This window comes from Spirosoma terrae (assembly GCF_010435915.1).
Lineage (GTDB): Bacteria > Bacteroidota > Bacteroidia > Cytophagales > Spirosomataceae > Spirosoma > Spirosoma terrae.
In genome coordinates this window covers 447,256-472,933 of the sequence record NZ_JAAFZH010000002.1, presented here as the reverse complement: position 1 = coordinate 472,933, position 25,678 = coordinate 447,256, and the positions used below count along the sequence as shown (strand labels likewise).

The 25,678-nt window shown below is 47.6% G+C and carries 18 protein-coding genes; 2 read left to right on the top strand and 16 right to left on the bottom strand.

Annotated elements, in window-relative coordinates; translation table 11 throughout:
• Positions 1-86 precede the first annotated feature (86 nt).
• The 11 genes from GK108_RS06980 to rpe all read right to left on the bottom strand — a co-directional run bounded on the left by GK108_RS06980 (position 87) and on the right by rpe (position 15,788).
• On the bottom strand, positions 87-1,478 hold the full coding sequence (locus GK108_RS06980; RefSeq protein ID WP_163944882.1) for a protoporphyrinogen/coproporphyrinogen oxidase: 1,392 nt from the start codon (positions 1,476-1,478) through the stop codon (positions 87-89).
• An 83-nt stretch (positions 1,479-1,561) separates the two neighbouring features.
• Positions 1,562-2,323, bottom strand: coding sequence for a glycosyltransferase family 2 protein (locus tag GK108_RS06975; RefSeq protein WP_163944879.1), 762 nt, complete (start codon positions 2,321-2,323; stop codon positions 1,562-1,564).
• 387 nt (positions 2,324-2,710) lie between these two features.
• Positions 2,711-3,847 (bottom strand): acyltransferase family protein, encoded by a 1,137-nt coding sequence (locus GK108_RS06970; RefSeq protein ID WP_246224737.1) that lies wholly within the window; start codon positions 3,845-3,847, stop codon positions 2,711-2,713.
• 42 nt (positions 3,848-3,889) lie between these two features.
• On the bottom strand, positions 3,890-5,668 hold the full coding sequence (locus GK108_RS06965; RefSeq protein ID WP_163944875.1) for a hypothetical protein: 1,779 nt from the start codon (positions 5,666-5,668) through the stop codon (positions 3,890-3,892).
• 56 nt (positions 5,669-5,724) lie between these two features.
• Positions 5,725-6,636: a transketolase family protein gene (locus GK108_RS06960; protein WP_163944873.1), complete on the bottom strand. Its 912-nt coding sequence runs from the start codon at positions 6,634-6,636 to the stop codon at positions 5,725-5,727.
• Between the two features lie 49 nt (positions 6,637-6,685).
• Positions 6,686-8,686, bottom strand: coding sequence for an NAD-dependent epimerase/dehydratase family protein (locus GK108_RS06955; RefSeq protein WP_163944871.1), 2,001 nt, complete (start codon positions 8,684-8,686; stop codon positions 6,686-6,688).
• Between the two features lie 86 nt (positions 8,687-8,772).
• A complete protein-coding gene (locus GK108_RS06950; RefSeq protein WP_163944869.1) occupies positions 8,773-9,591 on the bottom strand; it encodes a transketolase in 819 nt (272 codons plus the stop codon).
• 29 nt (positions 9,592-9,620) lie between these two features.
• Entirely contained in the window at positions 9,621-11,411 is a 1,791-nt protein-coding gene (locus GK108_RS06945; protein WP_163944867.1) for a glycosyltransferase family 39 protein, read from the bottom strand.
• Between the two features lie 30 nt (positions 11,412-11,441).
• Positions 11,442-13,544: an OmpA family protein gene (locus tag GK108_RS06940; protein WP_246224736.1), complete on the bottom strand. Its 2,103-nt coding sequence runs from the start codon at positions 13,542-13,544 to the stop codon at positions 11,442-11,444.
• Between the two features lie 116 nt (positions 13,545-13,660).
• Positions 13,661-15,064 (bottom strand): alpha-amylase family glycosyl hydrolase, encoded by a 1,404-nt coding sequence (locus tag GK108_RS06935; protein WP_163944865.1) that lies wholly within the window; start codon positions 15,062-15,064, stop codon positions 13,661-13,663.
• 52 nt (positions 15,065-15,116) lie between these two features.
• Positions 15,117-15,788 carry a ribulose-phosphate 3-epimerase gene (gene rpe / locus GK108_RS06930; protein ID WP_163944864.1) on the bottom strand — a complete coding sequence of 224 codons (672 nt, stop codon included), beginning with the start codon at positions 15,786-15,788 and terminating at the stop codon, positions 15,117-15,119.
• A gap of 266 nt (positions 15,789-16,054) precedes the next feature.
• On the opposite strand from rpe, the gene ligA reads away from it, so the two are divergent.
• Positions 16,055-18,100 (top strand): NAD-dependent DNA ligase LigA, encoded by a 2,046-nt coding sequence (gene ligA / locus GK108_RS06925; RefSeq protein ID WP_163944863.1) that lies wholly within the window; start codon positions 16,055-16,057, stop codon positions 18,098-18,100.
• Between the two features lie 12 nt (positions 18,101-18,112).
• Here the strand turns inward: ligA and GK108_RS06920 are convergent, their stop codons facing one another.
• Positions 18,113-18,622 (bottom strand): hypothetical protein, encoded by a 510-nt coding sequence (locus GK108_RS06920; RefSeq protein WP_163944862.1) that lies wholly within the window; start codon positions 18,620-18,622, stop codon positions 18,113-18,115.
• 124 nt (positions 18,623-18,746) lie between these two features.
• On the opposite strand from GK108_RS06920, the gene dapA reads away from it, so the two are divergent.
• Positions 18,747-19,643, top strand: coding sequence for a 4-hydroxy-tetrahydrodipicolinate synthase (gene dapA, locus GK108_RS06915; protein WP_163944861.1), 897 nt, complete (start codon positions 18,747-18,749; stop codon positions 19,641-19,643).
• Between the two features lie 58 nt (positions 19,644-19,701).
• Here the strand turns inward: dapA and GK108_RS06910 are convergent, their stop codons facing one another.
• The 4 genes from GK108_RS06910 to GK108_RS06895 all read right to left on the bottom strand — a co-directional run bounded on the left by GK108_RS06910 (position 19,702) and on the right by GK108_RS06895 (position 25,613).
• Complete coding sequence (locus GK108_RS06910; protein WP_163944860.1) at positions 19,702-20,280, bottom strand: hypothetical protein; 579 nt, start codon at positions 20,278-20,280, stop codon at positions 19,702-19,704.
• Between the two features lie 147 nt (positions 20,281-20,427).
• Complete coding sequence (locus GK108_RS06905; protein WP_163944859.1) at positions 20,428-20,616, bottom strand: hypothetical protein; 189 nt, start codon at positions 20,614-20,616, stop codon at positions 20,428-20,430.
• A gap of 97 nt (positions 20,617-20,713) precedes the next feature.
• Complete coding sequence (locus GK108_RS06900; RefSeq protein WP_317166492.1) at positions 20,714-22,909, bottom strand: carbohydrate binding family 9 domain-containing protein; 2,196 nt, start codon at positions 22,907-22,909, stop codon at positions 20,714-20,716.
• Between the two features lie 148 nt (positions 22,910-23,057).
• Entirely contained in the window at positions 23,058-25,613 is a 2,556-nt protein-coding gene (locus GK108_RS06895; RefSeq protein WP_163944857.1) for a M14 family metallopeptidase, read from the bottom strand.
• Between the last annotated feature and the right edge of the window lie 65 nt (positions 25,614-25,678).

Below are 25,678 nucleotides of genomic sequence, written 5' to 3'. Positions count from 1 at the left end.
GCGTTATAAAAGAATAGGTTGTAGTGCTATAAATCCTAAGAAGGCTACTTTATAGCGCTACAACCTCTAAACTTTACAACTATATTTTATTTTCCCCACATTGCATTCGCTGTTTCAGGGAAAGGTAGCGTCAACTCAGGCACATTAAGTGCAACCCGATTGGCCCATTCTACACCCTGCATCAGCGAATGATCCTGATTACTAACTTCATATTTCCAGGCACCAAAACGGCCACGAGAATAAATGCCGAATGGTTCTAATTGAGGTAATACAGCCTTCAGGATAGCATCCCGCTCAACCGATGGCGTCGGGTATCCATAATCAAAAGCCATATGAAACGTCGACACAACGTCATCAGCAGACTCGATCAGCTGATCTTCCAGTAAGGCCCGAATGGTATCGTCGATCAGGGTTTCGCGATTAACTGGTTTGGCCGATGATTCGCTCGTTTCGGTCATCAGCGACCAGTATTCGTTACTATCCGGTACGTTGTTAGGACTATAATTTGAGAACACGGTTACCCGGTAGTAAGGACTGTTGTATTCAGGAAAATACATCCAGCACATCGTTTTCAGGCTTTCTTTAGGCTTACCTTTTAAGCCAATACCGACCACATTTGTCGAGGAGTGTTTCAGGCCCTGAGCAGTCTGCACAATAGTTGAATCCAGACCATCCACTCGCTGTGTAAACAAATCGAGTGGCATTGTACTCATCAGGTATTCATAATGAATTTCCTCCCCGTTGGCCAGCACGATTTTTTTCTCCGGTCCAACAACTTTTTCGACCGTGGCATTGAGCTTGATGTTCTCCCGCCCAACCAAATTACCAACAGCTTCCCAAATACCACCGGTCCCGCCGTGTTTAGGAAACTGAAAGGTGCTGTTTGGCCCCCACGAAAAATCGTCCTGATTGAAAATAATATTTTTAGTAACGCGCTGCAAATCGGTTATCGCCACCCGTTCACCAACCCACACGGCATTCATATCTTCAGGCGGATACGCCCAAACCTTGAAGTTGTAGGGAAACATGAACGTTTCGGCTAACCCAGGCCCGAACGTAGCCAGAATCCATTCGCGGAAGTTGGCCGGTTTCTGGTTAGAAGGATGTTTATAATTATGGATAATGCCTTCCAGACACTTCCACATGGTTTCGGGCGTCAGGTATTTGATGTTATTCTGGAAAGGGTATGGAACAAATCGATTCTCAATCCAGACCCACGACTCGCGCTGGTGGCTCAACCAGCCATCTTCTCCCAGCGCTTTAGCCATCAGATCATCGAAATACTTGTAGTGTGAGAACTGCACATGGCCGCCTACATCCCACGTAAATCCTTTCTCGTCAACAAAACTTTTTGATAAGCCACCAATACGGTTTTCTTTTTCCAGAACGATAAAATCCGTAATGCCCAGCTCTTTCAGTCGATATGCAGCACCCAGTCCCGTTGGTCCTGAGCCAATAATAACATACTTATAGTTCATGAATTGAGTATATAGTTTTGGGTTCATAGAGTACAGCCTATTCGATACGACGAAAAGCAGTAAACTATAACCTACCAACTCGATTAAGCAGTAACGGGCTCCGGTTTCTTCAGTTCTTTTACTTTGCCTCCTAAGTCAAGCCGGAACTGTGCCAGTTCTTTAAAACTCTGAATACACACTTTTAACAGTTTCCATTTCAGAATAGAAACCGTCCCAGTCTGCCTTTCTTTATGCGTAATTGGAATATCAAACGTATTGAAGCCCGCTTTTTTAGCCATCACCGCCAGGAAAATATTAGGCGCAAACGGAGTTGGCTTCGGTAATTGATTCAATAGTTTCTTCAGGAAGCTTCCCCGAATAAGCCGGAACGGAATATTGCTATCCATAATATACGTTCCGTAGATAAAGGCAATGCTAAGCCGCAAAATTCGGGTAATGATCAAACGAGCAGGCGCATCGAACCGTTCTTCGCGGTACCCCAGAATAAAAGGCGACGCGTCCCGTTTAGCCCACAATTTTGCAAAATCGTCGGTAACGAACTGATCATCGCTATCGGTCTGGAATACGTACTCCGAATCTAACGCGACAGATTGCCAATATCCGTTCACAACGGCATTGCCATGACCACCGTTGGGTTGGTGAACCACCATCAGCTTAGGGTATTTACTCTTGATCTGATCCAGAATGGCTCCCGTATTATCCCGCGACCCATCGTTTACCACGATAAGCCGGGTGTTTTCGGTAGGGAACTGACGGGTTAATAAATCAGTCCATTGCTTAACAACGACTTCAATAACTTCCTCTTCGTTGTAAGCGGGCATTACAATTGACAGCAGAATGCTCATGCAGCGTATTTATGGAGTCTTTAATCGGTGAGCCGTTTGCCGATTCACCTAAACGCCGAGCAATCAGTTCAGCCACGACGCCAATAGGGTACAAGTATAAAACTTTGCAAATATAGGAAATAGTTGTTGGTGCTTACTTAAACTGAATAGGACTTTATTGAGCGGGAAGGCTTTCGCACTCATCCTCTACGGGCAGAATCTATAGCTTCTTCACGCTCATTCCTTCCGGTTCAACTACGAGTTATTGCAGCGCCAAACAAAAGCAACAAAAGCCTGTATCACAACAACTTACTACAACAAACAACCTGACATATTTTTTATAATCTAGTCGTAACATAGTGGCGATCTTATTTTCCAGCTATTGATCAGACACCGGGCCGAGATCGGTCAATAGGTAAACCGATCTTTTAGGTTATTGATTGGCTTTTCAATTAAGTACCAGGATAACGTAGCAATCAGCAGCGTAAGTGCCAAAAAGTAACTGAACTGAAAGAAGTAAGAGCTGTTCAGGAATGGAACAATATCTGTAATTCGACGCCAGGCTCGCATCGTAAAGTGCGTTGGAGGAGTATGATATACGTTGTACACAAAGTTGTGGTACAGATATAATCCATAACTGATTTTACCCAGGTACTGACTAACCGGATTCTCCAGCACCCATTTCATAGGCCCACTGAATCCGAGAACAGCCCGACCAATCAGGAAAAAGCCAATAAGTGAACCGGCAAAACGCTCCCAAACATCAGACATCACATTATGATGTCCCAGCCATCCCCGAGGGTCTGGAATGGCCGGTAAAATTTTAGTCATGTATACCACCGTCACAAACAGAAGAATACTCACCAAAATCCAGATAGAATTCTGAAAAACCTGTACAAAGCGATCCCGCTGATACAGCCACCAGAAAGCCATGATGGTTCCGAGGCCAAATGAATCGAGACAGGCAGGCATGGTTACGTAGCCGATAAACCAGGGCATTCTTGCCCGAAAGAGAAAGTAACGCATCGCAACCGCGCCCACAATCATTAACGTAGCCGTAAGCGGTACCCAGCGACGTGGCACGACAAACAGCAGCAACGGGAAAAATAAATAAAACTGCTCCTCTACTGCTAATGACCACAAATGGTCAACTGTTCCCATCCACACATGGTAATAGGCCATATAAAGGTTAGTAGCATAAAAAAACAGCCAGCCAAAGGTCTTCCTTACCGGTGGTTCATTAACAGCATATAAGACGAACAGAAGCAAGTAGTAGACCGGGAAAATTCGTATAGTCCGCCGGATGTAGAAAATCTTGAGGTATTTCTTTAGTCCACCATTCGGGTTGTCCTTAAGCTTATCCTTACTCGACAGCAGGATTCGGGTTATCAGAAAACCACTAAGCACAAAAAATATGGTTACCCCCAAAGCGCCTAATGGTAACTCGATCTGGCCCGCCATCCAGTGGTCGAAAAGCACCAAAGCAACCGCAATAAACCGTACACCATCGAGTTGCTGGAGGTGGTTTAACGCTGGCCGAGTCATGGTCGTTGTAGGTGCGTTTGTCTGCATGTATTTGTTACTCAATTACCAGTTCTTTTCAACATCCTTTGGTAGCTCCGAAGACGTAACGAGCTGATTAGTCGGATATATTTTACATTGATTCTGTGACGTAACACGTAGCACAAAAAGCTGATACGTGCCGGGTTCCAGTGTTCCAGGCATGATCTCGGTCTTGAAGCCGTCCGTAAATTGGTTAAAAGGCCAGAGTCGAGCCTGAATTAGCGAACGCTTGTTAGGCCTTACCGGAAACAAATATGAACGTTTGGCCGACCGCGCCAGCAAATAAGAGCCAGCATCCTGCTCAACCGTTTGCGGCTTCAACAAATCAGCGGGTGTTGACTTATCAGTTTCTATCAGATAGCCGGTCGGTTGCTTTATCACTGTTAATGGAATCGTTTTCTGCTCGGCAGGGCCATAAATTACCGGCAATGCTACGTCGTAAAAGGCAGGTGCAGGTTCGGTATAGGCCTCTGGCTTGAGAGTCGATATGGGTTTGCTCATCGTATACGTCCAGTTAAACTGGTTGGTCAGCTGCCAGTGCCGAAACCAGATGGCTTCATCCAGAAACGAAAAATACGAAGACCAGTAAAAAAGAACACTACCGGCAATCCCTCCTACCATTATCCATTTTCCTAACGCCCGCCCGGCAATAAGAACGACATAAACATACAGCATAACGAGCAGTAGAAGCGAATAAATCTTGTACCGACTCGTGATGATTAGATCCAGCCCAAACCCCGTACGTCCCCAGGCCACGACCGCTGTTGTCCCGAATATAAATGCCATGACTCCCCAGAAAAACAGGGTAATCGGCGGAATGGCCTTACTCTTACCAGAAGCAGATGATTTTGTAAATTGAAGGATTGTATGCCCTATTACCTGGCCGTAACGTAGCAATCCGAATCCAATAAGCAAGATGGCTACAAGCACCAAAGCACCTCCAAAAAGAACGCTGGATTGAAGGGCCGACCGTACAGGTAAAGCCTCAACTGAAGCACCCAGGAATGCTACGCCCCCCTTTACTACCTCAAAAACAGAACTTTTATCAGGCGGATTACCGGCGGGTTTTTTATAGCCAGCGAAATACAAACCGATGACGATTCCGGCACTAACAACCCATGCAACCAAAGGTAAGAACCTGTGTTTACCACCAATCTGACTATCGACGCTACGTAGCGCGAGAAGAATAATACCGATCGGCCAGATCAACAGTCCATTGCCGCTGGTAAGCGTTGCCAACGTAGCAACGGCAATAGCCCACCTCCAGTGTTGCGTGTAGGCCAGTAAATAGCAGGTCAGCATACTCCAGAATACGATCCAGAAGTTCTGCAGAGCAGCCATGCCCCAATACATATTCTCCCAGTTAGCCAGATTCAACAGTAGAAACGGTACCGGAACAACATACCAGGCCGACCGTCCTTCACGACGAAAGAGATCCATCAGTAATAAGACAATACCGATCAGGCTAAGATTACCGACAGCCATCAAATGGCGAAAATTAAGCTTGCCTGTTACGTTGTAATCAATAAAAGCAACAAGGCGGTCAACTACGATACGGTGTTCGTTATGCTGACGAAAGAACTGGTAAATCTTCCCGAAAAAGGTTGTTTCCTCATCTAAATCATACAGAAAGCCCCGCAATGCATGGTCGTCCCACTTGGGCACATTTACGGCGTAGTAGCTCCAGATAATCCAAAACAAAACTACCGGAACAGCTACAGCAATTCCGCCCAATAGCCGATCAACCGACCGCGACTGGGTCGATTCTAACCGGGGTGGAGCCGTATGTTGCAGGGTTGGCAAATGCGGTTGATTTATTAAGGTCTACAGATAGGGATTCACGATGGATCACTCAGCAGCTAGCCAATCAAAAAGGACGCTAGCTGGCGAGAAATATTGGCCGGATCAAGTCCCGAAAGCTGTTGGTGGTACTTCTGATCGCCATATAAGCCATTCGGATAGCCTTGAGCAGACAGACTTACAAAATGGCTGGGAGCCGCTCCATCGGCCAGCAGTTTCACAGACAATTGTTGCGCCAACCCACCAATCGATACGTGTTCCTCAACAACCAGTAATGGTTTACCCGCCCACCGGTGCGCCAGGCTAGCAGGCAATTCGAGCGGAAGGTTAGTGGCAGTATACACATCAAACTGCCCCGTCAGTAGTTCATCCTGCAACGCAGTTAATACGTTAGCCGCTACCGGCCCAAGCGCAACCACCGTCCCCACCGGCGACTTGCTACGTACAATGTGTTTAAACGTCCCAAGCTTTTCGGCTCCGTCAGGTGTTTTAGGTCCAGCACCCAGACGAAGATAAGCCGGACCGCTCTCGGCTATGATCTGGTCGAGCATGGGCGCTACTTCATCCGAAAAGGCAGGAATATACGTATTTACGTTTTGAAGGCTACTCAAACAGGCCAGGTCTTCAATAGCATGGTGAGTACTGCCCATAATCCCGTACCCGTATCCCCCACCGTTCCCGACCAGGAATACAGGCATTTTGTGCAAACACACATCATTCCGGAATTGCTCCAGACACCGGTATACGGCGAATGGGGCAATACTATAGCAGAATACTTTGTAGCCTCTGTAAGCCATGCCCGCAGCCACGCCGACCATGTTCTGTTCGGCAACACCCGCATTGATAAAACGAGGACCCAAGGCTTCTACGACGTTCTCAAGGGCATTATACCCTAAGTCGCCGGTAATAAAGACCACTTTATCGTCTTCGCGCGCTATCCGTTCAACAGCCGCTGAAAATTCGTTTCTCATGGTTACTATGTTGTGGTGTGTAGCACTACGTCAACCGCAAGCTACAACCTCATTTACTTTTCCGCTGCTCAACCAACGTGCTGATTTCAGCCGCTGTTTTATAAACCCGTTGCCCTTTACGTACCATCGTACGGATAAACTTCGGTCGCTTTTTCGTTTCCTCGAAAATTTTGCTGATGTATTCACCCAGAAACGAAATTCCCAGTAGGTTGATGCCGCCAAAAAACATGACCAGAATGATTACGGTCGACAAACCAGCGGGCGTATCGGGGAAGAATACGAATTTAGCCAGTATTTGCCACAGAATACCTAGCACGGATAAGCCCGTAAGCACGAACCCGGCGTAGGTCATTAACTCTAATGGCGCAAAACTGAAGGAGAAAATGGCTTTCTTCGCCCACCAGATATTCTTTGTCCAGTTGTTAGTCGATACCCCAAACATCCGCTCGGGCCGTACGTAGTCAACACCGGTTTGCTTGAAACCAACCCAGGCCCGTAATCCGCGCAGGAATTGTTCGGTTTCGGGCAGATTGACCAACTCACGAACAACCTTTCTGTCGATCATCGAAAAATCTCCGGCATCGACAGGGATATTGATATAGGCCGTTTTCCGGAACAGCCGATAAAACTGTTTGTAGAAGAAATGAACCTGAGGAGCCATTTCGCGCTGAACCCGAACGCCATACACGACGTCGTAGCCCTCCTGCCATTTCTCGTAAAACTTCGGTATCACTTCGGGTGGATCCTGCAAATCGCCGTCCATCAAAACCACCGAATCGCCCGTGGCAATCTCCATGCCACTTAGAAAAGCCGACTGAGAGCCAAAATTACGGGAGTGTTTGATAGCGATTACGTTCGGATCTTTCGCACAAATCTCAGCCAGTACCTCGTCGGAATTGTCGGGTGAATTGTCGTTCACGAAAATGATTTCGTACCGAACCTTCATGTCATTGAAAGTCTTCACCAAACGCTCATACATACAGGGAATGGCCTGAGCGTCTTTATAACAGGCTATAATCGGTGAAATAACCGGATTCAGCGTTGGTGTATTAAACGCCGGAATCACTCGATTCTCATACTCATGAGAAATTTGCCAGTTAGCCGTCCGACGTAGTCCATCGCTAAGCGTTGTCGACGCTTTCCAGCCCAGATCAGCCTCCGCAGCCCTGGGATCACCATACCAATCAGCCAGGTCCCAGTTCCGGTTATTCATGCTTCCCCAAACGGGTTCCTGAACAATACCAAATGTTTGGCGCGTTACGTCGACCAGTTCCCGCATGGTTGTTTTCTGCCCCGTCGCAATATTGTAGGATCGCCCACGAATGTCTTTATTGACTCGTAAAGCTGCCTGAACAAAAGCGTCTACGCAATCGTCAACATAAACAAAGTCGCGACTAATATCAGGCGAGACCAGCGGTGGTAAGTTATCTTTCCGGGCTTCCTCAATTAATCGGGGAATCAACCGATCGGGTTCTTCCCAACCGCCGTAAATAGAGTAGAGCCGCAGATTAAGCGTATTTATGCCATTTACTTTAGCGTAATAGTCTAGTGTATAAGCAGCCGATACTTTCGAAACAGCATAATGACTGTTGGGTTCAACAGGATCTGTTTCTTTAGGAGCCGTACAATTAAAACCGTATTCAGAGCTGCTACCGGCATGAATATAGACCGTATCAGTCGAGCAGTTTTCCAGAATATTAACCGTGCCCAGTACGTTGGTTTCGTACGTGAGTCCAACGTTTTTCTGTTTGCTGTAAGCACCGTAGGCAGCCAGGTTAAAGATTATTTTGGGTTTTATTTTCCCAAAAACATCCTGAACGGAGGTATTCGAGAGAATATCGCAGTGAACGATGTTCTCAGCCGGCACATCCAGCAGTTTAAGCCGCCATGCTTTGGTGGCATCATGAGTCAGCGCGAAAACATCCGTACGAACGCGAAACAATTGTTCAAACAGATTCGCACCAATGAAGCCGCTGGCTCCGAAAATAATAATTGGCCCCTGAAGTCGGGCGATTTTTTCTGGTAGCAAAATGGGGGCAGACTGATTCATTCAGGCCGCAATATTACGGCAAAAGGCATAGATCTACGTATTGGCTGCTAGTTTTATAGCCAACGGCTATTGAATGGTTAATGAATTTATACCACTTGCGCTGATAAGTAACGTTCGTTTACATCAACAGTCGCCTGCTCATACTGAGCCGGTGTCATGGGTAAATAATGCCATTCCAGCCGATTTTCCATGTACGATACGCCTTTCCCTTTCACTGTTTTAGCAATCACCACTTTGGGCTTTCCGTTGTCGGTTTCGTTCAGTTGGTCAATTGTCTCCAGAATATCCTGAACGTTATGACCATCTACTACGTACGTATCGAACCCAATCGCTTTCCAAGTCTGAACATCAGCCGTATCGCCCAGTACATTAGCCGTTTGATCGAATCCCTGCAAACCGTTTTTATCGATCAGCACAATCAGATTACTCAATCCACGCTGAACCGCGAAATGAGCCGCTTCCCAGGTTGTTCCTTCGTTGGTTTCGCCGTCTGACATCAATACGTACACGCGCGAATCGTCGCCGAGCAATTTACTGGCCTGGGCAATGCCTGCTCCGATGGGAAAACCATGCCCAAGTGAGCCGGTTGCAAACGGAATTCCTTTGTGCTGATTAGGAGCTGGGTGAGCGGGCAACGTAGTACCGTTTTTATAATAGCTTTCCAGAACCTCATCCGAGATTTCGCCTGTATGATTAAGGCAGGCATATAAAGCTGCTGCGGCATGACCTTTCGAAAGCAGAAAAGTATCCTGTTCGCGTTTCCGCATAATCAGCGTTCCGACCATCAGATCAACACAGCTTAATGAGCAGCCGATGTGTCCAGCGTGAGCCTGATGATATAACCCCAAAATTTTTAGCCGAAGCTGTCCCTGGAGTGTTGGCAGATCAATAGTTTCTGTTGTCAAAGTAGTAGTTGGTTGATACGGTCAACGTCCTATTCGCCGTAGCGATAGGTTTTGCCTTTAAAATCAAAAATAGTAATTTTTTCGCCTGTCTTCCCCTTAACTAATACGATGCGATTTCGTTCGACCGGATCGATGCGCTGGATGTAAGTAGCCTCTTTAGGCAAATAAACATTGACAAGCTGAGCATCTAACAGAGAAAGATCCGTAAACGATTTATCAATCTTTTCTGAATAAATCGGTCGTTCTTTATTGGGATATAAGATTGTATCGCCCGGCATATAAAGTTCCTTTAGTTTTTGAGCCGATGACCAATAGGGGTTGGCAATCCGTGGCGTAGAAAAAAAGGTATATTTCGGTGCCTGATCGGCGTAGAGATCCGCTATTAACTGGATTACGTTGCCCGCCTGGATGAGCAGCACAACGGCAATAGGCACACTGAACCACCAACGTAACGAAGCCAGTTTCTGGATGCCCATAGCCACAAAAATACAGACATACGGAAAAGAAAAACCAGAATAGCGCTGTGTAATGCCAAATGTGTGGCCCGAACGCCAGGCCATAAATAACAAGAAAAAGGTTGGCACGAATGCCAGTAAAAACAGCATGACGACCTGTGGCTTCTGCTCTCGACCAACATTCTCGACAATATACCGTCCGATTAGGTACACGAATGGAAGCACTACCGACAAAATCAGGGCTCGTACGGGATCGAATACGTAGAATGGTAAACCTAGGAGCAATAAAACCGCTACAGCGGCATAGACCCAGACGGGCGGTTTCCTTACGTCAATGTATTGATGAATAACGAACGTAACGGCGGCCCCTACGCCTACCGCAATCAGTACGTTACGTAGGCTAACCAGAGCAGCAATGACGCCGTTGGTCAGCATGAACAGGTCGGTAAAAATCGGGATGGCCCGTACGGTAATATTTGGAATGGTAGCTGGCAGAATGGTGCCGAAACCTGATTTATACGGATTAGTCAGCGCTATATTCCGGTAAAATTTAGCCTGATAATCTAACGTAAAGAATGTGTATTTGCCCCCTCCGAAAATAAACCAAAGCGACACCAGCCCCAGACCAACAATGCCTGTAAGGCCTAAAGCCACCCAGCTTCTGCTATTCCGTAGATAGAGCAGCGCATACAACCCATGACACAAAAACACCGTTACTGTCAGGTAATGCGACAATACCGATGTGACAAACACAAAGCCATAGGCCAGATACAATCCAGCCAGCGACTCTTGCTTACTGTTCCTTGATGCGTTACGGACCCTTTCCATAATGAGCAGGAACAGGTGCGTACCTAATAAGGTCAGGAAGAATGTCATGGAGTAGTTCCGGGCAATATGGCTATAGGCCACAAAAAACGGCTCAATGGTAGCAATGGCGGCACTCGTTAGGGCTAAAGCATCCGACTTAAAGTGCCGTCGGACAAAGACGAACAGTAGCGCAACAATTAACGTACTGAAAATAACCGAAGGCATACGTAACGACGCATCGCTAAGGCCGAAGATTTTCAACCACACCCATAATACGCCGTAGTAAGCAGGACTATTGCCAATATCGCCCCGAATGTTGGCCTCAATAAAGTCATTAAATGTCTTGGGTTTCCAGAATTCGGCTGGTGTAAAGTACGTTTTACTAAAAACGTCTTTCTGATTATAGCCTTCCAGAACCACACTCTGACTAATAAGCAGAGTCGACTTTTCATCGAAGTAAATGCTGTACGTACCAACACGGTACAGACGTAGTGCCAGTGCCATAATAAGCAAAGCACTCAATAAAAACAAAGTTTTGCGCGAGGAAGGGGTATACATTGCGGCAAAACTAGCGCAAAATTCGAGTTCTTATAGCTTCAGAATCGTGAATTCTACCCGGCGGTTTAGTTTGCGTTTATCTTCGGTTTCATTACTGGCAATGGGTTTACTCGGTCCCCAGGCTTTTGTCTGGATACGATTTTCGGTAATGCCCTTCCCGATTAAATACTCTTTTACCGCCTGAACCCGATCGGCCGATAGTTTCATATTCGGTTCCCAGTCGCCCTGATTGTCGGTATGGCCTTCGATCATAATCTCCATCTCGGGGTATTGGGTTAGCATAGCAACGATACGGTCTAACTCAGCATTAGCGCCGGGCAACAGGGTAAACTGGCTTTGCTCAAACAGTACGTCACGCATGGTAATTTTTTGTCCGGCTTCAATCTTAACCATCAATAAATTACGCTTGATGTCGCGAAAACGTTTGTCTTTGCTTAAATCGATTGTTTCGGTTGCCGGGAAATAACCGTCTTTGATGGCTTTCAGTGTGTATACTTTCTGAGTAGGCAGAATCAGTTTATACTCGCCCGTTTCGGGGTCATAGTCTACTTTAGCGGTCTCTTTGTTATCATCGGCCAGATTAGAAATGACTTCAGACGCTACGGGTTTTTTGCTCTTCGAATCCAGCACCTGCCCGGATATAATAGCCACAGGATCTGGTTTGATGGCCGGATACAATTTCAGGCGAAATATATCATCTTCCCCCATCGAACCTGCCCTTGAACTCAAATAGGCATAATCGCCGGAGGCCGGGATCGTAAAATAACCGTCCCATTCGGGCGTATTGATGGCAGGCCCCAGATTTTCGGGCTCGCTCCAGTTCGTCCAGGAATCATCAAGTCGGCGTGTTACGAAAATATCGCCGTTACCGTAGCCGGGATGACCGCCTGACGTAAAATAAAGAGTTCGGCCATCAGCGGCCAAAAACGGAGAACTTTCGAAGTCGGACGTATTGACGACAGGCCCTAACGAAACGGGAGCAGCCCAGGTTTTATCAGGCAGTTGATGGGCTACGTATAAATCGCGATTGCCCTGGGTATCTTTGCGCTGAACCGCCAGAATAATCGACTTGCCGTCGGGCGATACACAAAACTCCAGCTGGTGTTTTTCATGAAGATTGTAATTGTCCGCAATCTTACACTCAACGGGCTGCGACCACCCCTGACGGGTTTTGGTTGATTTCGATATACCGAATGTCAATCCGCCGTCGGGACGATAAATATTGATCAGGTAAGCCGTTCGTCCGTCAGGAGAAAGTCCACTGATGGCGTTATCGCCCCCATTGTTAATAGGTGGCCCAACATTAACAGCTTCGCTCCAGCCTGCCGGATTACCCGACGACCCCGATTCGTAGGTTGAATACCAAACATCCTGATGATCAGCGCTACCAATATTTGCCTTATTAAAATTACGGGTAAAATAGAGCGTTCGTCCATCGGGCGAGATAACAGGTGCCACCTCCTGCCCAGTCGAATTGACTGTTTTGCCGAGGTTCTCTTTTACTATTTCCTTAGGCGTATCCTTCGATACGTTGATGCCGGCCGTCACGGACTTTGTTTCATCAGAAATGCCGATAGCATCGATCTGATTCGGTCCGGGTATCACTGATCCATTGATCACAACCTTTACCTGATCGGCGATCAACGCCGAATCAGCCACCAGAATCTTTAGGAGAGGCTCCTGGCGCGGTGACGATTTTTCAATCTTATATACCTGATGCTCTTTCCCTTTCTGGTCAATTACCAGCACCTGCACCACCGCACCCGGATTTACGTTTTCGCCAACTATAATCTGACGTATCGTGATTGGTTTTTCGAAGCCTACATGAATCCATTCATCCTCGCTTCCATCACTGCCTCTGGGCGACCAGGCCGCCGGACTCTCACCTAGCTGAGGAAGTTTGTTGGGCTTACCTAATGCCTGCGACGCTTTGTATTGCTCGCCATTCGAATCGAGCTTTTTTTCTGACGATACACCAACGACCCGGTTGGCCCACAGTACGTGCGCCGTAGTTTGTGCCTGCCTGGCAGCCCCTTTTTGAGGTTCGGCGGAGCGCGATCCAACTGATTGAGCCAAACAGGTCGTCCCGACCATTATTCCCAGAAAGCCAGATAAGATACTCCGAGCACTCATAAACATGAACAAGTAAGTAAAATAGCCGTAGCAGACGCTACAGTCAAGCGAATGCAGCGCCAATCATTAAACTTTAAAATGCTAGTTTAGATTGTAGGAGGAAAAATACAAAAAACTTAATTGGTTAAGACTTTATACTCCCAGGGTTTGAGCGTAAGGGACATTTCTGGGTGAAGTTCGATTGATTGGCGACTAAATATTTCTGTATAGACCCCTTCGTAACCCTCACCGGTTAGTCTAAACGTTTGAGGCTCGTTACTCAGATTCAGAATCACGGTTACGCGATCACTGTCCCGTTGGCGGGTAAACGCATAAATCTTATCATCCCGATCGGTCACGATTTTTTCAGCCTGCCCACCAGCGAGCCCATTCCATAAGGCCCTATTCCGATGTTTGAGCGTCAGCAACATTTTAAAGAATTCGCTTTTTGAATAGGTACCCCAGGAAATCGTGTCTTTTTCAAAAAAAGCCAGTCGCTTATTCAGATTCGACTCCATGCCATTATAAACCAGTGGCATTCCCTCCAGCGTACTACTCAGCACAATAAACGCATCAGCCGACGGACCAAATGTTTCATCGAGCGTACCATTGTTGGTATTTTCGTCATGATTCTGAGTAAAAATCATTTGATAGTACCATTTCGGGAAACGCCGTTGATTGCTTGCCCGTAACGTATCGAGACTGCTGGCGGGTCGTTCGCCCTTGGCAATGGCTTTCATCATGGTAAACATGGCCCAGCCGTAGTTGGCGTTAAAACAGGTCTTAAACTGGTCGGGGTCGTCTTCCCATTCGGCGAGCATAAATACGGGCTTAATCTTATCAAGTTCAGGCCGTAGCTGCGCCCAGAAATCGTCCGGTACGTATCCGGCTACGTCGCAACGATAACCATCAATATCGTATTCCACCAGCCAGTATTTCATGGCGTCCATCATGCCAATCCGCATGTCCGGGTTAGTATAATCCAAATCGGCGACATCGGTCCAGTCTGTCGCCTTGCCTGTTTTTGGATCAAGCGGAACCGTCATTTTTCCTTTGATCTTGGTATACCAGTTTGGGTGTTCTTTTATCCATGTATGATCCCACCCGGTATGGTTGGGCACCCAGTCCAGAATAACCCGTAAACCAAGCGCATGGGCACGGGTAACCAATGACTTGAAATCGGCCAGCGTTCCATAATCGGGGTTCACCGATTTGTAGTCAGCAACGGCATATGGGCTCCCCAGCGTACCTTTTTTATTTGTTTGACTAACCGGAAAAATAGGCATCAGCCAGACAATATCTACGCCTAGTTCTTTCAGACGAGGAAGTTGAGCTTCTACTGCCTTAAGCGTACCTTCCTTCGAAAACTGACGAACATTTACTTCGTAGATGGTGGCGTTGCGAGCCCATTCCGGAGCCGTCGGAGCAACCGCAGTTGTTGTATCTTCGGAAGAAGAGGTCGCTTCTGATTTTTTATTTTCACGACAGGCCATCGTCAACCACAATAGGCTGAACGTAACGACCAGATATAATTTCTTCATAAGTACAGTCTGCGGCAGAGTCGGTTAAGTGTTAGGTGTTGTCAGGTTCTATTCAGGCTTCCATAGGTCTATGGCTATTTTTTAACTGTCGGATGGCATCCTGCGGGTCATCAGCGCCAAAAACGGAGCTACCCGCCACCAGTATATCGGTTCCGGCCTCCACAAGTGCCGATGCATTTTTCATACCGACGCCCCCATCCACTTCAATTAGCGTGGAGGTCTGGCTGGCGCGTATAAGTTGCTTCAGCTTTCTTATTTTCTGATACGTATGAGGAATAAACGACTGCCCGCCAAAGCCCGGATTAACTGACATAATGAGTACTACGTCGATTTGCTCCAGTACGTCTTCCAGCAGGCTAACCGGCGTGTGCGGATTTAGAGCTACACCAGCCTTACAGCCTACCTCACGAATATGCGTAAGCGTACGGTGTAAATGTGTGCAGGCCTCATAATGCACATGAATGACCGATGCACCTCCTTCTGCAAAGGCATCGATATAACGATCTGGCTCCACAATCATCAGGTGAACATCTACCGGTTTCTGGCAGTGCTGGCGAACAGCCTGAAGAATCGGAAAGCCAAACGAAATATTGGGAACAAACTCGCCATCCATTACGTCGAAGTGCAGATAATCGGCTTCGCTACGATTTATCAGTTCCAGATCTCGTTGCAGATTGGAAAAATCTGCGGCAAGTAGCGAAGGGGCGACGAATGGCTGAATCATAAGTTAACGTAAAAGCAACCGAAAAATCAGAACTTTGCAAAGAAAGGCTTCTTATCCGATTTTAGTAAGTGCTGTTTTTTTTATCCTGTAAAGCTACTATTTTTTTGTTTGAACCAGGAAACAAACCCAATATTGAGATTTAGTTCGAGGGAGTAATTACACCGTATAAATGCAGGAATCGATAAGCGCGCAGAGTCTATCGAATTACCGCGTCCTCCCTTACCTTTATCGTTAAATTGCCTTAGTTACGTATTTTAACTTATCCTATGACACCCCAGGAGCGCATAGCCGAACTGACTGATCGCCTTAATTTTTACAATTATCAATATTATCAGAACAGCATTTCGGAGGTAGATGATTTTACGTTTGATCAGCTACTGGCCGAACTGGCAGACCTTGAAAATAAGCATCCTGAACTCCGTAGACCCGATTCGCCAACCTCGCGCGTGGGTGGCACGGTCAGTAAGGAATTTTCTACCGTTTATCACCGATTCCCAATGCTCTCCTTAGGAAACACCTATTCCGAAGAAGACCTGGTCGAATTTGATAATCGCGTTCGAAAAGGACTCAATGGCCAGGAATACGAGTATGTGTGTGAGCTAAAATTTGACGGCGTGGCGCTGAGCTTAACCTACGAAAATGGCGTTCTTGTCCAGGGCGCTACTCGGGGCGATGGCGTACGGGGCGACGATATAACCAACAATATTCGAACGATTCGCACAGTACCGCTACGAGTTACGGGCCCCGACATCCCTGCGTTATTCGAAGTTCGTGGCGAAGGGTTCCTGCCACTGGCCGAATTTGAACGGATCAACAAAGAACGGGAAGACATTGGTGAACCGCTGCTGGCCAATCCACGTAACGCGGCTTCCGGTACGTTCAAACAACAGGATTCAGCCGCCGTGGCCCGACGACGTCTGGACTGTTACCTGTACTCCTTTCTGTCGGAGCCGGAAGTTTTTCAAACCCACGAAGACAGTCTTGTGGCCCTGAAAAAATGGGGGTTCAATGTATCACAAACCTGGCGAAAATGCGCCGACATCCGGGAAGTGATGACGTTTATCAACGAATGGGAAACCAAACGGTTCGATCTACCGCTCGGCACCGACGGTATTGTCATTAAAGTGAATCGCTACGATCAGCAACGCGAATTGGGCTATACCGCCAAAAGTCCCCGCTGGGCAATTGCCTTCAAGTACAAGGCGCTGGCAGCCAGCACCGTGTTGAACGACATCCGGTATCAGGTTGGCCGTACGGGAGCCGTAACGCCAGTTGCCATGCTTACCCCCGTTCTGCTGGCAGGAACGATCGTAAAGCGGGCCTCCTTGCACAATGCCAACGAAATTGAACGGCTAGGCGTAATGCTAAACGATACGGTTTTTGTGGAAAAAGGCGGTGAAATTATTCCTAAAATCACCGGCGTAGACCTGAATCGACGAACCGATCAAAGTACGCCAATCGTTTATCCAACCACCTGCCCGGCCTGCGGAACACCATTGGTTCGGAAAGAAGGCGAAGCCAATTTCTATTGCCCAAATGAAAAAGGCTGCCCTCCTCAACGCCAAACTCGTTTTGAGCATTTTATCCAGCGCCGGGCCATGAATATTGAGAGTTTGGGAGAAGGCAAAATTGAGTTGCTCATTGATCGGGGATTGGCCCAAACGCCCGCTGATTTATACAGCCTAACCTACAACGATCTGTTGGGTATAGAAAAGGTTTTTCTGGACGAAGAAACCGGTAAACGCCGGGTGGTCAGTTTCCGCGAAAAAACCGTTGAAAACATCCTGTCGGCTATCGAACGATCCAAAGCGCAGCCCTTTCAGAACGTATTGTTCGCGTTGGGTATTCGTTACGTTGGTAACACTACTGCCGAAAAACTAGCCGACTACTTTGGGTCGATGGACGCCATTATGACGGCGTCTCAGGAAGCCCTTCTGGCGGTACCGGATACGGGACCACGTATCGCAGAAAGCGTAGTTACCTGGTTTGCCGATGCTGACAACCGCGATTTTGTCGAGCGGTTACGGGCTGCCGGTTTGAACTTTGCGGGAGAGAAGAAGGTAGTGGAGCGGGAAGGTGATACACTCGACGGAAAAACGTTCCTATACACCGGTACGTTTGCCAATTTCAGTCGTGAAGAGCTGGAGGCACGGATTGCGGCCAATGGCGGTAAAGTGCTTAGCGGTATTTCCAAGAAACTCAACTACCTGATCGTGGGCGAAAACGCGGGTCCGTCAAAACTCGAAAAGGCACAAAAGCTGAACGTACCGATGATCAGCGAAGATGAATTTCTGGCGATGCTGGATGCGTAAATCCGTGACGACTTATCGAGGCTGAATGGTTTGCAGAATACCTAAAACTTCGCGGTGCAGTTCGATATTGTACTGGACGGTCATGCTATAGCCAAACTGACCGTCCTTGAGCAAATACAACCGCCCCCAGGTTTTAGGTTGTTCGGCATAATAAAATAAGCCCTGTGTTTGCCCATCGCGACGTAGCGTTACCAATCGATCCAGCACTACGTTGCCCAGATTGATGCGCTCGGGCAGCGGAGTTGCTAACGGCGTAGCTGCACCTGAAAGAGCACCCGCTCCCAAAAAATAAGCGCGCTGATCATTTCTGACCAGACTAAATTCCGGTCCTTCAATCGTAGGGCCAATTCCCCCTTTGTAGTCGCTAGGAAATTGAATGACATACGTATCATCCAGGCGTTCTGTTTGCCAGCTTGCCTGGCTTTTCACCTCAATAATGGTACTATTGACCAGGGGAAGAGCATCCTCCTGCTTACAACCCGCCAAGCCAGTGATGATGAAAAGAACAATAAGTAGCCGCATCGCCATCAAAATTTAAAAAACTAGACTCCGAACCATTTAACATCGTTGTAATGGTTCGCGGATTTACATAAATTTTCCCATTCAATTCCCGTAACTTTGTGGTAATAAACTCCTGTTTCCAATAATGGACACTAAATTCCATGGTGTTGGCGTCGCCATTGTGACACCGTTTAACACTGACCAGTCAATTGATTTCGACGGCTTTGGCCGCGTTATCCGTCACGTCTCAGAAGGGGGCGTGCGCTACATAGTCCTCCAGGGTACCACCGGCGAATCGCCAACGGTGACGAAACAGGAGAAGAAACAGTTGCTGGAGTACCTGAAGGAAAATAATCCGAAGAACCTTCCTATCGTCTTTGGTGTCGGCGGCAACGTTACGTCTGACGTAGTAGCCGGTATGAACGATATCGATTTCAATGGTGTAGATGCCATTCTGTCGGTATGCCCGTATTACAACAAACCAGGGAAACGGGGCGTTATTGAGCATTTTACGCGCGTTGCCGATGCCAGTCCGGTACCCGTTATTCTGTATAATATTCCGTTCCGGACAGGCATCAATATGAGCGCCGAAACAATCTGTGAATTAGCGCAGCATCCAAACATAATCGGTGTTAAAGAAGCCTCCTGCGTTATCGAGCAGTGCATGGAGATCGCCCGCGACAAACCCGACGACTTCCTGCTAATTTCTGGCGACGATGTTCAGGCCGTCCCCATCATCAGCATTGGTGGTGTTGGCGTAATGTCGGTTATTGCCAATGCGTTTCCGACGAAATTTTCGGGCATTATCGAAGCCGCTCTTCAGGGCGACTTCCGCTTCGCGCAGAAAGAACTGGGGCACTTCCTACGTATCGATCCGCTTCTGTACGAAGAAGGCAACCCGGTTGGCGTAAAAAATATTATGGACATTTTAGGCCTGATTTCCAATGAAGTTCGGCTGCCGCTTATGAAAGCCTCGGACGACCTGAGCGAACGCCAGAAGGCTGTTCTTCAGCGCGATGGGCTGCTGGAACTGGTTGCCTAACGAATAACTATACCGTAATAAGAAAACCGGCCTGTTTGCGAACAGGCCGGTTTTCTTATTATGAACGTTTAGGAAACGTATAACCCAGCGTAAAATAAGCAGCCCCGCCCAATGGCTCGCTGGAATACGTATTCACGCCTAACCCTAATTCCAGATTCAGGTAAAAATTCCGGCGGTACGTTCGTTGAAACCCCCAAAGTGCCTGCACCGATACGCCCTGGACATCAGGAGCCTGTAAGCCGCCCGAAGAGGTTTCGATTATGGCAGGAAGCGTATACAGTAGCTTCGTGCTAATATAATTGCCTGAATTATACCGAATCGATTTCCCCCGCTCTAGTCTACGGACAAAATTATAATAGTACCGACCGGCCCCTGACAATTGTGGGTAAACCTTTATGGCAGACCGTGATTCGTTGCCTCCCCCTATCGAGGAATTCTTTTCATAAGCGCCGTTGGCTATAAAGCGGAACTGCGAAACGAACGTAGTGTTTTTTCCCAGGCGACTTTCGTTAATAACACCCGGCCCAAAAAACTCGACCCGCCAGACGCTCTTGTCAAGATAGTGGACTACCTGTGTTGAATCCTGAGCATAAGAGCCGGAAGACAGCAGTACTAGAAACAGTAACCATTTACGCATAACCTTTCTGAGTTGATGACCTATGGCTTAAATATACTAGATCACCGAAACGAACACAACAATTTAAACTAATCTATATTGATATAATACAAAAAAATGCGACCTCGGGTCGGAGGTCGCATCAAAACAAGATGGTATAAGGAAAGGTCAGTTTCTACCCCCGCCGAATAGTCTGGATACAAGCCAGATCACGACTCCTATACCAAGCACAACTAATATGACACCAGTCCAGACACCCGTCTTAAATATATCGCCGACCAGCTCACAACTTGTCAGAAAAACGGTCAGAAAGAGCGCGACGCAGGTAATTGGCAGAATTCGCAGTAAGGTTTTCATAAACGCTGGTTGTTTTTGTGTAGCAAATAAATACCCCACTTTTGGGATAACTGCTCATTTAACCATCAGCAGAACGCTTTGTTCTAAATGCTGATCGTCAGACATTCCACCAATAGGTAAACTTGATAACCAACGCCCGATTCTTGACGGAGAAAATTCCGGGTTCACCCATGTTAGGCAGATAATTATCCGTGTAGACAATGAAGAGATCGGAAGCAGGTTTGTAACGCCACTGAACCCTGGCGTTGAGATTCATATTCTTGACCTGTTCGTTATACTGCAAAAAAGTTGTCAGATAGAGCGTATTGGTCATGGTCAGATCGAAACGTGGTCCAACCAGCCAGAACGTCGTTTTGCCCCAGGGCGACGGCAATCGTATATCGTTGTAGTTAATATTGGCTGCCAGACTAACATAAGGCTGAAAACGATAACCGATGTCTGCCGTAACGTTCAAACGAGTCCCATCCACATAGTAGCCCCCATAGCGGGTAGAAAATCCATATGTAAACAAACTCTGAGGCTTTGACACGAACTGCGTTCCCCAGGCTTTCCACCGATGCTCCGAATTAGTCGCCAGGGTTTCACGACCCGAATTGGTTGGATCGAAAGGCTGGAGTAAGCGAACAAAATCGGTCGAAGCCCAGGCCGTCAGGACACTTTTACTACGGAACGTAACGGCATAACTCAGGTAGCTTTCATTATCACTCTGTTTCCCAGAGGCATCAAAGAAATAAAAGGATGTCAACGTTGGTCCATGCGTCAACACCGAACCACCCGTCGGAATAAACGTATAGCCTACTGTTGCCGCTGCCCGCTCGTAGCCTCGCCGGGGCACATATCCTGCCTCGGCGGTATAGTTTGTCCCAACCGCTTCGTATTGCCCGCTAAGTAGCCAACGACGACTATTGTATTGCAGATTAGCCGCATAGACGGCATCTTTCCCGGATTGCTCCGGGCTGAACGACTTCACATACAGCAACTTTCCGCTCCAGAGGTTATTGGAGGACGCCAGGTTATATTCCAGCCCGAAGTTCCGGTTGTATCGCGAATACCGAGGTTTGTCGACGGCGGGCTCATAGGCCAATGACTCTTTATTGACAAACAGAAAGCCAATATTCGACCGGGAAAATATACGTCGTTGCAACGCAACCACCGCAAAATTCTGAGCCGGTAAACCACTGTCTTCTACCCGACCCGTTTGCATATCCATCACGCCAATTCGCCAGTCTTTATTAAGCTTTCCGCTCAACCGAGCCCCAAACCGAATCGGAACCCCTCCCAAACCAATCCGCCGACTAAAAAACGGGCGAATGGTCGCATAGCCGAAGTTGGTAAACTGGTCACCGTTTTCCAGAAAAAACTGGCGCTTTTCAGGAAAAAACAGCTCATACCGATCCAGATTCGTCACTTGCTGATCAACATCAACCTGCGAAAAATCGGGGTTAACCGTCAGGTCCAGATTCAACGACGACGTAACAGCGACTTTAGCATCCAACCCTGCGTCAAAGCGGGTTTGCGTAGGCGTTTTTTCTTCGTAGCTACGTGTTAACCCCGTTAGCGCATACGGAATAATGGAGATGTTGGGGCCTGGCTGCGGTGGAGGCTGATCCCAGACCAGCACACCCGTATAAGCCAATGAAGCGGTCGGAAATTGACGCTGAATAGGCGTCCAGGACGATTTCTCGGTTGTCTTTAAATCCTGCCGGCTAAAGTTGATTCCCCAGCGGGTTATGCCTTTTTTGTACCGAATCGTTTTAAATGGGATGGCCAGTTCCAATACGTAACGATCGGGATAATTTCGGACGACTGATGTCCATTTATTATCCCAACTCAAATTTGCCTTACTGCCCTCATACAATAAACCATCCCACTGCGCTCCGGCCGCATTCGTACCAAACGTGAAACCATTGGTCTGGTCATCAAAGGTATCGATGAAGAAAATGAAATTGTCGTTTTTCGAAAAAGCCCAGTCGCGACGTAGCGACTCAACAATGTAAGGCCCCTCTACGTACCCATGATAACAAATCGCACTCAGGTAAATATGCTGCGCATCGTAGGTCATCCGAACATCCGTTCGAACACGGGCCCGACTCGTATCCATAGGGAGAACCATCCAGAAATTATTGGCTACTTCGGCAGCCTGCCACGCCGGTTCCTCAACTAATCCATCGACAACGATGGGCGATGTGGCCTGACTAATATGAAGCTGATACGATTCATTTTTTTTCTGGGCATAGAGCTCTGGCGCACTTTTCAGAAAAAGGGCAATGACCAGAATAGGAAGCAGTTTCACCGGGGAAATACGTAGTAGAATTATAGAACGAAAGTAAGGAAAAATATGGTCCATAATACGCCATGAAGGCACGTCAATTAAAAAGGCAACGACTTCTCAGCTGTTGCCTTTTCACTATAATTCAGGTCAGTTAAACCCTCATAGTACACTAATTACCAACCATAAACACAGCATTACCGAACAGGAGTTTACCATTATACCAGAAGCCCCGGAAAAGCGGATCATCGGCTAAATACACAATACTCCCGCGACCATAATCCTGCACGCCCATCAGCAACGTATTTTTGAGTTTCTCTTTTGCATTCTTACCCGAAAAACCCGCTATGTAGTTATCGCCTTTCAGATAGCCTACGTTCCAGCCATCTTTCAGAAAATCAAAATTAAAAGCGTTCTGAATCAGGGTGTAATACCCGCCGGTCAAGCCAAACCCAAGCGGATGGGACGTATCGATATTGACGCGATAAATACTGCCCGGAATATCATCCGAGATTGCCGTCCGCTCACGATCTCCGTATACTTTGAGCGAATCGACGGGTGTTCCTTTTTCCTTGCTCTTATCCTTCGCTTTTTCTTCTTTCTCTTTCAGGTCGAAGCCATCCTTACCCGCCAGGAAAGACGCGGCACGTTCCATTGCAATGAGTTTTCCACCGCTCCGGACCCACTCTTTAATCGAAGCGAGCACTCTATCGTTCAGGAATCGGCCATAGTTGTAGTTGGTAGGCAGAATCAATACGTCCAGCTTACTCCACTCTACGTTCGCCAACGTATTGCCATCAATAAGTGTGATGGGATAGTTCAGTTCCTGATCGAAGAAATGCCACACTTCCCCAGCCGATGGGGGCGGTGTACCGTCACCAATAACCAGAGCCACGCGTGGTGCTTTAAGACCCGTTACAAAATCAGACCCAAAGTCAGACCCTTTTGCCACAAAACCAGTCTGTACGGGTGTTATATCGGCTCCCACTTTCGACGCTTCGGCCTGAACAATAGCATCGAAACGATCACCAAATCGCTCATTACCAGCGCGTGTTACAATCAACGTACCCGATGGATATGTTTTATCTTCCAGTTCAAACGGTTTCTCGGCCGCTCTCACTCTCACCTTCTGTTTCATCGCACCCGCCAGAAATTGAACCGCCGGTAACGACTGCCAGCGAACAATGTAGGCATACGGTTTCGTGGCCGCTGTAGAAGCTGATTTACTGGTGGCTGGCGACGTAGCAACCGGTGTCAGACGAGTTGTTACACCATATGTCTGTAGGCCAAATGCATACGGTAGCGACCAGGCTGTAATATCATACGTAGCAGAATCTTCCAGGTTCGAGTTGGGTTCAAACAGAATTTTTAGCAGCGTTGATTTTGGCTGATACGCACTGATAACCATATCTTCGGCCGCCACCGAAACACTTTTATCGGTTTTCTGAGACGTATAGTTGAAGCCAGCTAACGTCTGTGCCTTTCCCGCATAGCCATACGTAATTTTGTTACGGTCCAGCAGTTGCTGCAACGCTTTTAAGCGCCCGGCATCGCCATTCGTTTTCACTACGTAGGCTTTGTAAGGGCCAATCGGTGTATTCCGTGACTTGTCGAAAAACTGTCCGAATTCTTTGACAACTTCAGCCGGACGATCAGCAACCGACTCTAACGTAGCAATACTCGCTACGTAGTGGTGATCGATACGCTGACGTAGCGTAAGCGTATCGCCGTCGTTTTTCTGAATAGCCAGTCCCGCCCGTGAGTTGCCACCCTGCTCATACGTCATACCGATTGCCCCGTTGTAGGTCGGATACGTATCACCATAACTGGGATAGAATAAATCAAACCGTTCGCGGGTGTAATACAACCAGCCGTTCCGGTCAAAATAGCGACTACAGTATTGCCCAATGGTTTGCTGGAACTGCCGCTGGAAAGGTGTAATATCTTCGTGATACGGCTTGGCCGACGGAGCAAAGTAATACGGGCTCTCTACACCCATCTCATGAAAATCGCCATGCAGATGCGGCATCCACTGCTGGTAAAGTGCCATACGCTGTTGCGTGATTTCCTGCGTTTGCCACGCCCAGTCACGGTTTGGATCAAACAGGTAGTGCGTATACCGTCCACCGGGCCAGGGTTCAACGTGCTCACGAGCAAACGGGGTTGGGTCTGGATTCTGTCCCATCATCTGATTATACCAGTTCACGTAGCGATCATGACCGTCAGGATTTAAACCTGGATCGAGAATAACGACGGTCGTATTCATGATTTTCTGCGAAACAGCATCCGTTGGGTTCAGAAGCCGATACAACACTTCCATAAAGGCTTCCGAACTAACCGCTTCGTTGCCGTGTACGTTGTAGCTAAGCCACGCAATCGGTAGTTGGGGTGTACTTGAAGGCTGGCCCTCCTGCATACCAATCCGCTTGAGATTGTTGGTTCTTATCTCTTCCAGGCGTGCCATGTTCGCTTCAGAGGCAACCGCAACCGCCATGAGCTGGCGGCCCTCGTGGGTTGTGCCATACGGTAATAATTTAACTCGATTAGGCATTTGTCGGGCAATCTGCTCGGCATAGGCTAAAACGCGATGATGAGGTGTAAATCGTTCGCCAATTTTGTATCCCAGGAACTGATCAGGTGAATCTGGCCTGGACGACGAGTTTGTCGGTTGGGCATTCGCCAACAACGACGAAACCAGTACGCCCGCCAGCAACAAAAGGTGTTTCATGAATAAGGCTAAAAAAAATTCGTGAGCTAACTTCTTCAAAAATAGCAGTAAATCGTACTGAAACG

Coding starts and splice junctions, on each gene's coding strand:
- GK108_RS06980 (WP_163944882.1), bottom strand. CDS start 1,478: ATGAACTATAAGTATGTTATTATTGGCTCAGGACCAACGGGACTGGGT.
- GK108_RS06975 (WP_163944879.1), bottom strand. CDS start 2,323: ATGAGCATTCTGCTGTCAATTGTAATGCCCGCTTACAACGAAGAGGAA.
- GK108_RS06970 (WP_246224737.1), bottom strand. CDS start 3,847: ATGACTCGGCCAGCGTTAAACCACCTCCAGCAACTCGATGGTGTACGG.
- GK108_RS06960 (WP_163944873.1), bottom strand. CDS start 6,636: ATGAGAAACGAATTTTCAGCGGCTGTTGAACGGATAGCGCGCGAAGAC.
- GK108_RS06955 (WP_163944871.1), bottom strand. CDS start 8,686: ATGAATCAGTCTGCCCCCATTTTGCTACCAGAAAAAATCGCCCGACTT.
- GK108_RS06945 (WP_163944867.1), bottom strand. CDS start 11,411: ATGTATACCCCTTCCTCGCGCAAAACTTTGTTTTTATTGAGTGCTTTG.
- GK108_RS06940 (WP_246224736.1), bottom strand. CDS start 13,544: ATGAGTGCTCGGAGTATCTTATCTGGCTTTCTGGGAATAATGGTCGGG.
- GK108_RS06935 (WP_163944865.1), bottom strand. CDS start 15,064: ATGAAGAAATTATATCTGGTCGTTACGTTCAGCCTATTGTGGTTGACG.
- rpe (WP_163944864.1), bottom strand. CDS start 15,788: ATGATTCAGCCATTCGTCGCCCCTTCGCTACTTGCCGCAGATTTTTCC.
- ligA (WP_163944863.1), top strand. CDS start 16,055: ATGACACCCCAGGAGCGCATAGCCGAACTGACTGATCGCCTTAATTTT.
- GK108_RS06920 (WP_163944862.1), bottom strand. CDS start 18,622: ATGCGGCTACTTATTGTTCTTTTCATCATCACTGGCTTGGCGGGTTGT.
- dapA (WP_163944861.1), top strand. CDS start 18,747: ATGGACACTAAATTCCATGGTGTTGGCGTCGCCATTGTGACACCGTTT.
- GK108_RS06910 (WP_163944860.1), bottom strand. CDS start 20,280: ATGCGTAAATGGTTACTGTTTCTAGTACTGCTGTCTTCCGGCTCTTAT.
- GK108_RS06905 (WP_163944859.1), bottom strand. CDS start 20,616: ATGAAAACCTTACTGCGAATTCTGCCAATTACCTGCGTCGCGCTCTTT.
- GK108_RS06895 (WP_163944857.1), bottom strand. CDS start 25,613: ATGAAACACCTTTTGTTGCTGGCGGGCGTACTGGTTTCGTCGTTGTTG.